This is a genomic window from Qipengyuania sp. JB2-7, from assembly GCF_055693485.1.
Genome location: NZ_CM146335.1, coordinates 1,788,682 through 1,801,967, shown reverse-complemented (window position 1 = coordinate 1,801,967; position 13,286 = coordinate 1,788,682). Strand labels below are relative to the sequence as shown.

General features: G+C 56.8%; 9 protein-coding genes and 3 pseudogenes. 8 read left to right on the top strand and 4 right to left on the bottom strand.

What is annotated here, in order from left to right; translation table 11 throughout:
• Positions 1–85: 85 nt before the first annotated feature.
• The 3 genes and pseudogenes from ACZ1GM_RS08995 to ACZ1GM_RS08985 all read right to left on the bottom strand — a co-directional run bounded on the left by ACZ1GM_RS08995 (position 86) and on the right by ACZ1GM_RS08985 (position 2,195).
• Positions 86–970, bottom strand: coding sequence for a TraB/GumN family protein (locus ACZ1GM_RS08995; protein ID WP_472676157.1), 885 nt, complete (start codon positions 968–970; stop codon positions 86–88).
• A 24-nt stretch (positions 971–994) separates the two neighbouring features.
• A complete protein-coding gene (locus ACZ1GM_RS08990) occupies positions 995–1,930 on the bottom strand; it encodes a TraB/GumN family protein (RefSeq protein ID WP_472676156.1) in 936 nt (311 codons plus the stop codon).
• Between the two features lie 65 nt (positions 1,931–1,995).
• Positions 1,996–2,195 (bottom strand): annotated as a pseudogene (locus ACZ1GM_RS08985) (helix-turn-helix transcriptional regulator).
• Between the two features lie 160 nt (positions 2,196–2,355).
• Here ACZ1GM_RS08985 and ACZ1GM_RS08980 point away from each other — a divergent pair.
• From ACZ1GM_RS08980 to ppdK, 3 genes and pseudogenes are all read left to right on the top strand, one after another.
• Positions 2,356–3,282 carry a glycine--tRNA ligase subunit alpha gene (locus ACZ1GM_RS08980; RefSeq protein WP_472676155.1) on the top strand — a complete coding sequence of 309 codons (927 nt, stop codon included), beginning with the start codon at positions 2,356–2,358 and terminating at the stop codon, positions 3,280–3,282.
• A gap of 102 nt (positions 3,283–3,384) precedes the next feature.
• A complete protein-coding gene (gene glyS / locus ACZ1GM_RS08975; RefSeq protein ID WP_472676154.1) occupies positions 3,385–5,823 on the top strand; it encodes a glycine--tRNA ligase subunit beta in 2,439 nt (812 codons plus the stop codon).
• Positions 5,824–5,887: 64 nt separating this feature from the next.
• Positions 5,888–8,558 (top strand): annotated as a pseudogene (gene ppdK, locus ACZ1GM_RS08970) (pyruvate, phosphate dikinase).
• An 8-nt stretch (positions 8,559–8,566) separates the two neighbouring features.
• On the opposite strand, the gene ACZ1GM_RS08965 reads toward ppdK, so the two are convergent.
• Positions 8,567–9,367 (bottom strand): class I SAM-dependent methyltransferase, encoded by an 801-nt coding sequence (locus tag ACZ1GM_RS08965; RefSeq protein ID WP_472676153.1) that lies wholly within the window; start codon positions 9,365–9,367, stop codon positions 8,567–8,569.
• A 9-nt stretch (positions 9,368–9,376) separates the two neighbouring features.
• Here ACZ1GM_RS08965 and ACZ1GM_RS08960 point away from each other — a divergent pair.
• From ACZ1GM_RS08960 to ACZ1GM_RS08940, 5 genes and pseudogenes are all read left to right on the top strand, one after another.
• Positions 9,377–9,589 (top strand): annotated as a pseudogene (locus ACZ1GM_RS08960) (double zinc ribbon domain-containing protein); the annotation flags it as partial.
• A 9-nt stretch (positions 9,590–9,598) separates the two neighbouring features.
• Positions 9,599–10,165 carry a ComF family protein gene (locus ACZ1GM_RS08955; RefSeq protein WP_472678532.1) on the top strand — a complete coding sequence of 189 codons (567 nt, stop codon included), beginning with the start codon at positions 9,599–9,601 and terminating at the stop codon, positions 10,163–10,165.
• 356 nt (positions 10,166–10,521) lie between these two features.
• Positions 10,522–10,896, top strand: coding sequence for a phosphoribosyl-AMP cyclohydrolase (gene hisI / locus ACZ1GM_RS08950; RefSeq protein WP_472676152.1), 375 nt, complete (start codon positions 10,522–10,524; stop codon positions 10,894–10,896).
• 32 nt (positions 10,897–10,928) lie between these two features.
• Positions 10,929–11,387, top strand: coding sequence for a MerR family transcriptional regulator (locus ACZ1GM_RS08945; RefSeq protein ID WP_472676150.1), 459 nt, complete (start codon positions 10,929–10,931; stop codon positions 11,385–11,387).
• 39 nt (positions 11,388–11,426) lie between these two features.
• Complete coding sequence (locus ACZ1GM_RS08940; RefSeq protein ID WP_472676149.1) at positions 11,427–13,232, top strand: acyl-CoA dehydrogenase C-terminal domain-containing protein; 1,806 nt, start codon at positions 11,427–11,429, stop codon at positions 13,230–13,232.
• Positions 13,233–13,286 lie beyond the last annotated feature (54 nt).

Genomic DNA, 13,286 nt, shown 5'->3' with positions numbered 1-13,286 from the left:
CACCCTTCCACCCGGATGGTAACCCGGCAGGCTCCGGATGGAAGGGGGAGGGAGCGGGTGGCCTAGGCGCAATTCCTATCAAAAATCACTGCACCCGGGTGATCGTATATCCGCGCGCCGAAAGCATGGCCGGCAACCCATCCTCGCCAATCATATGTCCCGCACCTACAGCCACAAATGGCCGCTTCTCTGATGTCAGGAGGTTCTCGATTTGCGTGGTCCATGCGCGGTTGCGGTTTTTGAGCAACGCGTCGTAGAGCTCGGGGTCAGCGAGAATGCCGCGCATCGCCAGGTCGGACAGATCGTCAATATCGCCCGCGCGCCAGGTTTCGGCCAACTGCTGAAAATCGCGATCATAGTCGGTGCTTTCGCGAATGACCGCGGCGAGCAGATCGCGTTGTTCGGTCTCAGGTAAATTGTCGAAGATTGAAAGCTGCGCCTCCGCTCCCTCCAGCTCGACAATCTCGCGACCGATGAACTGCTCTAGCAGAGCCTTATCGACGCCTTCGCCCACATTCGCCGTTTGCGCATATTGGGCGAGCGTGAGTGCCGCTGCCCAGCTTTCCAAATCATCGAGCTGACCAGATCGAATACCAGCCCGCGACAGGAGATGGCGATAGGCCGGATCGAGTTCTGCCGTGATGCGTGTTTCGAGCGGCGGGGCAGGCTCGTCTGACGCCATCGTGGCAAACAAGTCGGCCAGCGCGTCTTCTTCGGCAAGCGATGACACTTCCACTACCAGGATGTCGGCATCTTCCAACGTGGCATCTAACGCGTCAGAGCGCCATGCAAACCCGGACGGCAGCGCATGGACCGTGCCAAACAGCCAACCCTCAATCGCGCCATCTTCGCTCGCGATTTGCCAGATGGGAGGTCCCGCAATGTCGGTTTCGTCAATACGCGGTGCGGGCGCTTCCTCGCATGCTGCAAGCAGCAAGAGGCTGGCGAAAAGGCTTGCCCGAAAGTTCATCGGCTACTTTGCGGCAATCGCTAACTATTGAACCCTGGCGGTCGCAATGTCGCGCTCAGCCAGGTAGTCCTGAACGCTCTTGTCGCCCGCCAAATGACCAGCGCCGACTGCTACAAAGATGGTGCCGGGCGTGTCGAGCCGCGTATCGATCCATTCCGCCCAATTGTTATTGCGCGTATAGAGCAAGGCCTCCGCAAGCTTGGGATCAGTCAGACCTTCATTCATCAGCACCGCAAGACCGTCAGCATCACCCTCAAGCCACTCGGCAACCATCGCATCCATCATGTTGGTGATACTGTCGACTGACTCTGCGGTGGCGATGAGAAACGCAACCTGCGACTCGCGTGGCAGCGAATCAAAAACGCCGATCTGGTATTCAGGTGTCTCGAGAGCGCCTCGGACCATCTCTGCACCTGCCTGCTGCTCGATAACCATTTCGACACCGCTTTCGGCAGTATAGCCCGCCTTCAGCAATGGCATGACGCCCAGCGTGATCCCGGCGAACCATGGCTTGAACGCGTCAAATGCCTCAACCGGCATGCCAACATTGGCCATAGCTGTTTCGTAGATACCGCGCTGTTCATCGGTCAGGCTTTCACGCAGATTGCCACCAGAGGCATTCATCGCCTTGCCCATGACGAGCTGCTGCATCTGCGGGCCTTTGGCAGCCTCGCTGTCGATTTCGGTCACCAACGTATCGGACGATGCCAAAGCCTGCGAGATTGTGCCAGACATCCAATCAACATCGTCGGGCAGGGCATGGACTGTGCCGAACAGATAAATGGTGGTGTCCTCATCAGAAACTTTCCACAAAGCCGGGCCGGATGGCTTGGTGTAGATGGGCTGTGTCTGGGCGGTTTGTGGCGCTTCATCAGCGTAGCTTGTTGCGCACCCTTGCAGCGTGATGAGCGCGATTGCGGCGATGGATGTACGGGTGAGATGCGACAGGGGTTTGGTCATTATTGTGGCTTTCTGGATGTGGCGCAGGCGCTCACTACGCCGGCAAGTGAATGAATTCGTTCTAGTCAGAATTCTTCATCAAGGAAAATCTCTTCGATGGGAAGGTCAAACAGCCGGTACCGATCCGAAAGGCAAGCGGCAGCGATGGGTCATGCTTACCTGTCTCGATTGCGTTGACTGCCTGACGCGAGACACGCAGATGTGCACCAAGCTCCGCCTGGCTCCAATTGCGTTCCGCACGTAGGGCCTTGAGGCGGTTTTTCACCGAAAGTTCCGCTTGATAAGTCGATTATTCACTAGGTCTCTTTGGCGCATTCTATCTGATCCATCCGGTTCTTTGCCAGTTAAGGAGGTCGTCGCCAAGTGGTGACTATGTTGCACTGCGGCATTGACGCTGCACAGGCGTTACGCCATGGGCTGCGCCCATGAGTTTCATGCCTAGTTTCGAACCAGCAAAACGCGATCCACGCGCCTCCTTTCAGGACATGATCCTAGCACTCCATGACTTTTGGAGCGCGCAGGGATGTGTCATTCTGCAACCCTATGACATGCGCATGGGGGCGGGGACGTTCCACACCGCGACAACATTGCGTGCGCTAGGGCCTGAGCCATGGAATGCCGCCTTTGTTCAGCCATGCCGCCGCCCGACCGACGGTCGTTATGGCGAAAACCCAAACCGGCTTCAGCATTATTACCAATATCAGGTGATCCTGAAGCCGAGCCCACCAGACATTCAGGAGCTTTATCTGCAAAGCCTCGAAGTGATCGGCATCAACCCACTCAAACACGACATCCGCTTTGTGGAGGATGATTGGGAATCGCCCACACTTGGCGCATGGGGCCTGGGTTGGGAGGTCTGGTGTGACGGCATGGAAGTCACCCAGTTCACCTATTTTCAGCAGATGGGCGGGTTTGACTGCAAACCAGTTGCGGGCGAGCTGACATACGGGCTGGAGCGACTGGCTATGTATATCCAAGGCGTCGACAATGTGTACGACCTCGATTTCAATGGTCGGGGTACTTCCTACGGCGAGGTATTCCTCGAAAACGAAAAGCAGATGTCGAAGTGGAATTTCGAAGTCGCCGATACTGACGCTCTGTTCGATCTGTTCAACAAGGCAGAGGCGGAGTGCAATAATGCGCTCGACAACGGCGTGCCGATCGCCGCCTATGAACAGGCGGTCGAGGCGAGCCATCTGTTCAACCTGCTGCAGGCGCGCGGTGTGATCAGTGTTCAGGAACGGGCGAGCTATATAGGCCGCGTGCGCGATCTGGCGCGGGGTAGCTGTGAAGCATATATGGAAAAAGAGGCCTCCGGTTGGGCTGAGAGATATCCGGAGTGGTCGAAATGATGCTTGAGGATCGTCATTGCGAGGAGCCACCGGCGACGCGGCAACCCAGTTACAACGGGACTGGATTGCTTCACTTCGTTCGCAATGACGGGGGGCAAGACAATGAGCGATTTTCTCCTCGAATTGCGCAGCGAAGAAATCCCTGCGCGTATGCAGGCCGGTGGCCGCGCTGAGCTGGAAAAGCTGTTCCGCCGCGAAATGGATGCCGCTGGCGTAGCTGTGGGTGACATCACTGTGTGGTCAACGCCGCGCCGTCTGGCATTGATCGCACGCGACTTGCCGCAAGCGACCGAGGCTGTGCGTGAGGAGGCCAAAGGGCCGCCCGAAGGCGCTCCAGATCAGGCGGTGGACGGGTTCTGCCGTAAGAATGGCGTGACGCGCGATCAGCTGGAAGTCCGCGACGTAAAGGGCCGCAACACCTACTTCGCGGTGATTGAGAAGCCGGGTCAGGCGACAGCTGATCTGCTCGCAAGCGCCATTCCGACGATCATCCGCGATTTCAGCTGGCCCAAGTCTCAACGGTGGGGCGCGGCGTCGATCTCCACTGAGAGTCTGCGCTGGGTACGGCCCTTGTCCGGCATTGTCGCCCTGCTCGATGGGGAGGTCGTACCATGTGTGATGGATGGTCTTGCCAGTGGCCGCGAGACGATGGGGCACAGGTTCCATTCGCATGGTCCGCTGACGCTCAATAGCGCAGACGAGTACATGGATGTTTTGCGCGATGCGCATGTGATCGTGGATCATGAGGAACGGGCCGGAGTTATCCGCGAAGGCGCGCGCAAGGCGGCGAAAGCTGCTGGCCTGATGGTTATAGAGGACGAAGGGCTGGTAGTCGAAAATGCTGGCCTCACCGAATGGCCGATCCCGCTATTGGGCCGTTTTGAGGATGATTTCCTCGACGTGCCGCCAGAGACAATCCAGCTGACCGCGCGGGTAAACCAGAAATACTTTGTGTGCGAAGGGGCAGACGGCAAACTCGCCAACGCCTTTATCTGCACAGCCAATATTGCGGCGGATGACCCCGCGGTGGTGGTCGATGGCAACCGCAAAGTGCTCGCCGCGCGGCTGGCCGATGCGCGTTTCTTTTGGGAGCTGGACCAGAAGAAGACGCTCGCCGAACATGCCAAGGGGCTGGAGCGGATCACGTTTCACGAGAAGCTGGGCACGGTGGCCGACAAGGTTGAGCGCGTCGCGAAACTGGCGCGGTGGTTGTGTGAAGAGGGGATTGTCACTGCACCCCGTCATTCCCGCGAAGGCGGGAATCCAGCTAAGGCTGGTGGCGCGGGCGACTCAAGTCATCTGGACCCCCGCCTGCGCGGGAGTGACGAGGCTAGGGCTGAACTCGCTAACCTCGCCGAACAAGCCGCGCGTTTGTGCAAAGCCGATCTTGTCACTGAAATGGTGGGCGAGTTCCCTGAATTGCAAGGGCTGATGGGCGGATATTACGCCGAGAAAGAGGGGCTGCCGCAGGAAGTCTCCGACGCTATCCGCGATCACTATAAGCCAGTTGGACAGGGCGATGAGGTGCCCACCGCGCCGGTAACGGTGGCGGTGAGCTTGGCGGATAAGCTGGATACGCTAGCAGCGTTCTATCTTTTCGATCTATTGCCTACTGGCTCTAAGGACCCCTTTGCACTGAGGCGCGCAGCGCTGGCAGTAGTGCAACTCATTCAAGAGAATGATATTCGGGCAAACCTGGATTCCATGATCGCATTTGCTCAGTATCAATTCTACGTACGACGAACTGAAACAATGCGCTTTGCATTGGATATGAGCGAAGTCGAGCACTCGATCCATCCACCTTTTGAGTGGTTTGAGAATGAGGTTCCAGCTTCGTTCGTGTTTGCCATCTCTGACCTGCCGATGATTTTTCCCGAAGACGAAAAGGTCAGTGACTTCAATGATTACCACAAAATGCCTGACCCTCGATTTGTGATTTCGGCACCGCAGATTCAGCGCCAGAAGTTGCTCGAATTCTTTGCCGACCGTCTCAAAGTCCAGCAACGCGAGGCCGGTGTTCGTCACGATCTGATCGATGCGGTGTTTGCGCTTGGTGGAGAGGACGACCTCGTCCGCCTCCTTGCTCGCGTTAAGGCGCTGCAAGGTTTCGTCGAAACCGAAGACGGCACCAATCTCCTCGCAGGATACAAACGCGCGGCGAATATTCTGAAGAAGGAGGAGTGGGACCCCAAATCCGTTCGCCCTGAGCCTGTCGAAGGGTCGGATTTGGACGTGGTTCGTACTTCGACAAGCTCAGCACGAACGGCTGGCGACCTACCCTACGCCCCAGACCCAGCAGAGGCCGCATTGATTGATGCCCTCAATGCAGCCGAGCCCAAAGCCGCCTCCGCCATTGAAGCTGAGCAGTTCGAGGATGCAATGTCCGCTCTCGCGACCCTGCGCGCGCCGATCGATACATTCTTTAACGAAGTGACTGTGAATGATCCGGACAAGGACAAACGCGCCGCGCGGCTCGACTTGCTCGCCCGGTTCCGCGATGCGGTTCACAAGGTTGCTGATTTTTCCAAGATTGAAGGCTGATGCTCCTCCCCAGGGTTCTGTCTCCAAGATGCGGCATTTACGCTGCGAACAAGGTGTTTGAGCAATGAAAACGGTTTTTCCATTTGGCGGTGGTGCTGATCACTCCGACCCGCGCCAGAAAGACAAGTCAGTCACGGGTGGCAAGGGCGCCAATTTGGCTGAGATGGCCCAGATTGGCCTGCCGGTCCCTCCCGGCTTCACAATCAGCACCGAAGAATGCCTCAATTACATCAATGATGGCGACAACATCATCAATCAGCTGGTCGATCCCGTCAACGCGGCGTTACTTCACATCGAAGGTGCGGTGGGCAAGAAATTCGGCGATGCGGCTCGATCCGCTGCTGGTGTCGGTACGATCTGGCGCAAAGATCTCGATGCCCGGCATGATGGACACGGTCCTTAACCTTGGCCTCAATGATGAGACCGTTAAGGGCCTTGCGACTACGAGCGGAGACGAGCGTTTCGCTTGGGACAGTTACCGCCGGTTTATCCAGATGTATGCCGATGTGGTTCTTGGTCTGGATCATGGCCTGTTCGAAGAAGCACTGGAAATCGCCAAGGAAGACAATGGCTTCTATAGCGATACTGAGATGTCTGCTGAAGATTGGCAGGCGCTGGTCAGTGAGTTCAAGCAGATTGCCGAACGCGAACTCGGTCACGCCTTTCCGCAGGATCCGCATGAACAATTATGGGGTGCGATCCGCGCCGTGTTCGACAGCTGGGATAGCGAGCGGGCGAAGGTGTATCGTCGCCTGAATGATATTGCGCATGATTTGGGCACCGCCGTCAATGTTCAGGCGATGGTGTTCGGAAACATGGGCGACACATCGGCGACCGGTGTTGCGTTCACCCGTGACCCCTCGACTGGCGAGAAAGCCTATTACGGTGAGTGGCTGGTCAATGCGCAGGGCGAGGATGTTGTCGCTGGCATTCGTACGCCGCAATATCTGACCAAGATTGCCCGGGAAACTGCCGGTGCGGAAAAGCCCAGCATGGAAGAGGCGATGCCCGATGCTTATGGCGAGCTGGCCCGCGTTTTTGATCTGCTTGAGCGGCACTATCGCGACATGCAAGACATTGAATTTACTGTTGAACGCGGCAAGCTATGGATGCTTCAGACGCGCAGCGGCAAACGCACTGCCAAGGCTGCTCTAAAGCTCGCGGTCGACATGGTTGATGAGGGGTTGATCGACCAGAAAGAGGCAATTTTGCGGGTCGACCCGATGGCGCTGGATCAACTGCTTCACCCGACACTCGACCCCGATGCCCATCGCGACGTTTTGACCAACGGTCTGCCCGCATCACCCGGCGCGGCGTCGGGCAAAATCGTTTTGGATGCCGACACCGCTGAGACACTGGCCGAGCGTGGTGAGAAGGTCATTCTGGTCAGGGTTGAGACCAGTCCTGAAGACATTCACGGTATGCACGCCGCCGCAGGTATTCTGACGGCGCGGGGTGGGATGACCAGTCACGCAGCCGTGGTCGCGCGCGGCATGGGGCGCCCTTGTGTTTCGGGTGCGGGGGCCGTTTCAATAGCCCGCGAAGGCAAGAGCTTACGCATCGGTTCTCGCGATTTATCTGAAGGTGATATTATCACTATCGATGGTGCTACGGGCGAAGTTATGGCGGGAGAAGTCGCTACGATAGAGCCAGAGCTCGCCGGTGATTTCGGTGTTCTTATGGAGTGGGCCGACACTTACCGCCGCATGCGAGTGCGTACCAACGCGGAAACCGAACATGACTGCAAAATGGCTCGGCAATTTGGGGCCGAAGGCATCGGCCTGTGCCGTACCGAGCATATGTTCTTCGACGCTGCCCGGATCAGCGCGGTGCGTCAGATGATTCTGGCAGAAGACGAGAAAGGGCGGCGCGGTGCGCTGGCAACTTTGCTGCCCGAACAGCGCGCAGATTTCGAAACGATCTTCCGGGTAATGACCGGGCTGCCCTGCACAATTCGTTTGCTTGACCCACCGCTGCATGAGTTTCTGCCGACGGGCGACGCTGAATTTGCTGACCTTTCAGACGCGACTGGGTTGGGAGTCGATCATCTGCGTCGCCGCGCGGAAGAATTGCATGAGTTCAACCCGATGCTGGGCCACAGAGGGTGCCGACTAGGGATCACCTTCCCGGAAATCTACGAGATGCAGGCGCGCGCGATATTTGAAGCAGCGTGTGCGGTCGCGAAGGAGGCTGGTGAAGCACCAGTCCCAGAAGTTATGGTGCCCCTGGTCGCTGCAAAGCGCGAGCTGGAATTGCTCAAGGCGCTGATCGATAAGACCGCAGAGGCGGTTTTTGCAGAACAGGGAACGCGGGTTGAGTATCTCGTCGGAACCATGATCGAGCTACCGCGCGCGGCGCTGATGGCAGGTGATATTGCCGAAGAAGCTGAGTTTTTCAGCTTTGGCACTAACGATCTGACGCAAACGACACTGGGCGTAAGTCGTGACGACTCCGCTAAGTTCCTCGCGCCTTATGTTGATAAAGGCATTTTCCCACGTGATCCGTTTGTAAGCCTCGATATTGATGGTGTCGGGCAGTTGGTGGAACTGGCCGCTGAACGCGGTCGCAAAACTCGCAATGCGATCAAACTGGGTATTTGCGGCGAGCATGGCGGTGACCCGGCCAGTATCGCTTTTTGTGAAGAAACGGGCCTCGATTATGTCAGCGCGTCACCCTATCGCGTGCCAATAGCGCGGCTCGCAGCGGCGCAGGCCTCATTGCGCGCGAGCGAGTAGCTAAAACTTCACTTCCAGCCGGTTATGGTGATCATCTCGAAGGTTTCGCTGGTCTTGCCATCCGGCTCCGCCATCGCGCCAAACGCTTCCTTTGCGCGAGCCAACCCCTCGCGGCAGATATGCGGTGCAGAGTTCATCAGGGCGTTGTTCATTCCCTGATCGCGCAAATCACTAATCAAGCGATCGAGTGAAGAGAACCGAACTGATATTGTATGGCTGTCGACAACCTGACGGCTAAAGCCCGCGCGCTTAACCAACGTCGTGGCTGACTCAGTGCTGATCATCGGGTGAATCCGCGGGGAAGGGCGCTCACCATCAGCGGCGAGCATGATTTCGCGCAGTTTTGGTAGACTACCCGCACCGGGGAATGAGGCGATCATAAGCCCACCATCGCTTAGCGCGTTGCGGCTATGGATCAGCGCCCCGGGCAAATCGTTTACGGTCGCAAGACCAAGGAGGTGAACAATTAGATCGTATGGTCCGCCGCTGATTGGCTGTTCCTCGTCAAAAGCGCCGATTGGGTGGCAGTCCGTACTAACGCCACGATCTTTGAATACGGAGGGCAGCAGCCCCGTCCAATCCCCTACGACCAGAACTCGCTTGGGTTGCAGGCGCATGAAATCCATCCGCTCTACGACATCATCAACCGCGTCTTTCAGCAGGTAATCAGCCGCATCGGGCCGCCGTGATCGAGTGAGCATACGCGCCCATTTGGCCGCGCGGCGAACCCGGCAAAATATGGTTGGAGGAGGTTTTGCTTCCATAAATTTGGCACTGCCGTGCTTGCCAGCATTCTGCAAGCCGTTCAAATTCGCATCATGAGAACGACAAAGCTCATCAGGGACACGCTCGCGCCGGTTGTAGACCTTGTCTACCCGCCGCGCTGCCCGGCTTGCGGGACCAGTGTGGCTGAGCAAAACGGCTTGTGTGTCCAGTGTTGGTCAGAGTTGGTCATTCCATCTGATCCGGCATGTTCGCAATGCCAACGACCGTTTGGAGGTGCAGGTCCGAGCGGAGACGACGTGGTATGCGCACCCTGCATGGCAAATCCGCCGCGTCATGACGGAATCGCCGCAGGTACAATTTACAATGATGTTTCGCGCAAACTGGTTCTTGCCTTCAAGCATGGTGGGCGGATCGCTCTGTCGCAGATGCTGGCGCGGGTGATCGCTACGCGTTTGCCTGAAGTTGCGGGCGACCAGCCTTCATTACTCATTCCGGTTCCGCTACATCGCTGGCGGATGTGGCGTCGGGGCTACAATCAAGCGGCTTTGTTGGCGAAAGAACTGGCCAGAGAGGGCTGCGGCGACCTCATGGTCGATGGCCTGATACGGCATAAGTCAACTCCGCCTTTGGGCGGTTTGGGTAGCAAAGAGCGGCGCAGGGTGTTGGCGGGCGCGATCGCAATCAACCCCAGGCGGTTAGATGATGTAGTGGGTCGCAACGTCATTGTGGTGGATGATGTGCTTACGAGCGGCGCGACCAGCGACACATGCGTTGGCATTCTGAAAAAAGCCGGTGCAAACCGGGTGATCATCGCGTGCTTCGCCAGGGTCCTTGCTGATGGCGAGATCGGCGCTAATGGCAGCCAAACAGAGCGTGGATAAAACGAAACGCCCGAGGCCATAAAGACCCCGGGCGCCACGTGACGAATTCTAACGGACCCGCTTTTTCAAGCCACGACAACAACCCCCCAGTAGTTGCCGAGGGTCCTATCCCTCATCGTTTTACCGGATGCGCCGATCCGAAAGGATGGCTGCGGATCCGAATCCCCCTCTGAACCTGGCCCCGTTTTCGGTGCACTGGTGATCCAGTGGACAAGCCAAAGCGGCCTGCAGGAGCGATGATTCCAAAAGAAGCGGCTTCATCAAACCTTCATATTCGCTAAAGAGCGATTTTGCGGAGCGTTTGTGGTTATCATGCAACATAGCTTCAGCAGTCATTTCGAACAGGAATTGGGCAGATGGCGGTTTCACAATCTGAACGCGAAGAGGGGACAAGTCTGAATCCCAAGTTTGATGCCAATGGGTTAGTCGCCGCAGTGGTCATCGATCCTTCGGATCACACGGTCTTGATGGTCGCGTTCATGAACGCAGAGGCGCTGGCAAAGACTCAGGAAACGGGCATTGCCCATTTCTATTCGCGCTCGCGGCAGAGCCTTTGGAAAAAGGGCGAGACGTCCGGCAACGTGCTGAAGGTAGAATCGATTCTCGTCGATTGTGATCAGGATGCCTTCGTTATTTATGCGCATCCTGCTGGACCCACTTGTCACCGCGGCGTCCGGTCTTGCTTCTATCGCAAGCTTGAGGGTGATGCTCTCGTCCCCGTCAAGACTTGACGTTTACGTAAGGATTGGCTAAATGCTCTCGCATGACGGGATCAACACAAAGTCGAGCGAATCAGGATCACAATACCGGCAACTCCGGTGCATTGCTGGAGAGACCCGACAAGCTTGCCCGCGAGCGGTATTCGATATCTGACCTGACTTCAGAGTTCGACTGCACGGCTCGCGCCTTGCGCTTTTATGAAGACGAAGGCCTGATCGCCCCAACACGTGTGGGAATGACGCGGATCTATTCCAAGCGTGATCGCGCGCGTCTTGCCTGGATCATGCGGGCCAAGAATGTCGGCTTTTCGCTCGGTGAAATTCGCGAGATGATCGACCTTTATGATCTTGACGATGGACGCGTTGAGCAACGCCGTGTGACCGTCGAGAAATGTAGGGCGCATGTTGCGAAGTTAAAACGTCAGCGCGCTGATATCGATAGCTCGATCATGGAACTAACGGACTTCATCGAGCATATCGAAACGCTCAACCCTAAAAACTAATATACCCAACCAACTTACTTACTCGAACGAGGACACATCATGCCCATTTATAACGCGCCGACGCGTGACACGCGCTTTGTAATTAACGAGATGCTGAATCTGGCGAGCTACGGCAATCTGCCCGGTTTTGAAAATGCAACGCCTGACATGATCGAGGCGGTTGTAAATGAGGCGGGAAAATTCTGTTCCGAAGTTTTGGCACCACTCAACCAGATTGGTGATGAGCAGGGGTGCACCCGGCATGAAGATGGCTCCGTTACTGCGCCCGAGGGTTTCAAGGAAGCCTACGACCAATATTGCGAAGCGGGTTGGGGCACGCTGACACAGCCAGAGGAGTTTGGCGGACAGGCATTACCACACGTTCTGGGCTTTGCGTTTGAAGAGTATATGGGCACCGCAAACCAGGCGTTTGCGATGTATCCGGGCCTTACAAGTGGTGCTGTTGCCGCACTGTTGGCAGCAGGTAGCGAAGAGCAGAAGGCGAAATACGCGCCCAAAATGATCTCCGGCGAATGGTCTGGGACCATGAACCTGACCGAGCCACATTGTGGCACCGATCTGGGCCTGATTCGCACGAAGGCAGAGCCGCAAGCCGATGGTAGCTATGCGATCACTGGCACAAAGATATTCATCTCAGCTGGTGAGCACGATCTGAGCAAAAACATCATTCACCTTGTGCTGGCCAAAACGCCGGGCGCTCCGGACAGCTCCAAGGGAATCTCTCTGTTTGTGGTCCCTAAATTCATGGTTGGCGATGATGGCGAACTGGGTGAGCGTAACGGCGTGACCTGTGGTTCGATCGAGAAGAAGATGGGTATTCACGGCAATGCGACCTGTGTGCTGAATTATGACGGCGCAACCGGCTGGCTCATTGGCGAAGAGAACCGTGGTCTCGCGGCTATGTTCGTGATGATGAATGCAGCGCGTTTGGGCGTCGGTATCCAGGGTCTTGCCCAGGCTGAGGTCGCATATCAAAACGCGGTCGCCTATGCGCTCGATCGTCGTCAGGGTCGCGCGCTGACTGGCCCGGCGGAACCTGAAAAGCAGGCAGACCCGATTTTCGTACACCCAGATGTTCGTCGCATGTTGATGGATGGCAAGGCGTTTAACGAAGGTATGCGGGCACTGTGCCTCTGGGGCGCATTGCAGGTTGATCTCAGCCACAAAGCGCAGACCGAAGAGAAACGCAAAGAAGCTGATCAGATGATTGGTCTGCTTACGCCGGTCATCAAAGGATATGGCACTGATAAAGGCTATGACATCGCCAACAACATGCAGCAGGTTTTTGGCGGGCACGGCTACGTCAAGGAATGGGGCATGGAGCAGTTTGTGCGCGATAGCCGCATTGCCATGATTTATGAGGGCACGAACGGTGTTCAGGCGATGGACCTTTGCGGTCGTAAGCTCGCATCAAACGGCGGTGCCGCGATCCAGGCATTCTTCAAAATGGTTGGCGATGAAATCGCGGCGGCCAAGGAAGATGAAGGCCTAAAAGCGATGGCTGAAAAGCTTGAGAAGGCTCTTGAGCAGCAGCAGGCAGCGACCATGTGGTTTATGCAAAATGCAATGCAGAACCCGAACCACCTCGGGGCAGGCGCGCATCACTACATGCACATTATGGGCATTGTGACGCTCGGTTTCATGTGGCTACGCATGGCGAAAGTCGCTCAGGAGAAGCTAGCAGGATCACCAGACGATGCGAGTTTCTATGAAAATAAACTGGCGACTGCGGCATATTATATGGACCGTTTCCTGCCAGACGCTGGCGCGCTGCGTCGCAAACTGGAAGCCGGTAGCGACAGCCTAATGGCCCTTGGCAAAGAGGCGTTTGCGACCGCTGCTTAAGCCTTACGGTACGCTGAAATAAAAAAGGCCCGGGCAGCGATGCTCGGGCCTTTT

Excerpts from the sequence above, each read along its gene's own strand:
- ACZ1GM_RS08995 (WP_472676157.1), bottom strand. The coding sequence starts at position 970 with ATGAACTTTCGGGCAAGCCTTTTCGCCAGCCTCTTGCTGCTTGCAGCA.
- ACZ1GM_RS08990 (WP_472676156.1), bottom strand. The coding sequence starts at position 1,930 with ATGACCAAACCCCTGTCGCATCTCACCCGTACATCCATCGCCGCAATC.
- ACZ1GM_RS08980 (WP_472676155.1), top strand. The coding sequence starts at position 2,356 with ATGAGTTTCATGCCTAGTTTCGAACCAGCAAAACGCGATCCACGCGCC.
- glyS (WP_472676154.1), top strand. The coding sequence starts at position 3,385 with ATGAGCGATTTTCTCCTCGAATTGCGCAGCGAAGAAATCCCTGCGCGT.
- ACZ1GM_RS08955 (WP_472678532.1), top strand. The coding sequence starts at position 9,599 with ATGGCAAATCCGCCGCGTCATGACGGAATCGCCGCAGGTACAATTTAC.
- hisI (WP_472676152.1), top strand. The coding sequence starts at position 10,522 with ATGGCGGTTTCACAATCTGAACGCGAAGAGGGGACAAGTCTGAATCCC.
- ACZ1GM_RS08945 (WP_472676150.1), top strand. The coding sequence starts at position 10,929 with ATGACGGGATCAACACAAAGTCGAGCGAATCAGGATCACAATACCGGC.
- ACZ1GM_RS08940 (WP_472676149.1), top strand. The coding sequence starts at position 11,427 with ATGCCCATTTATAACGCGCCGACGCGTGACACGCGCTTTGTAATTAAC.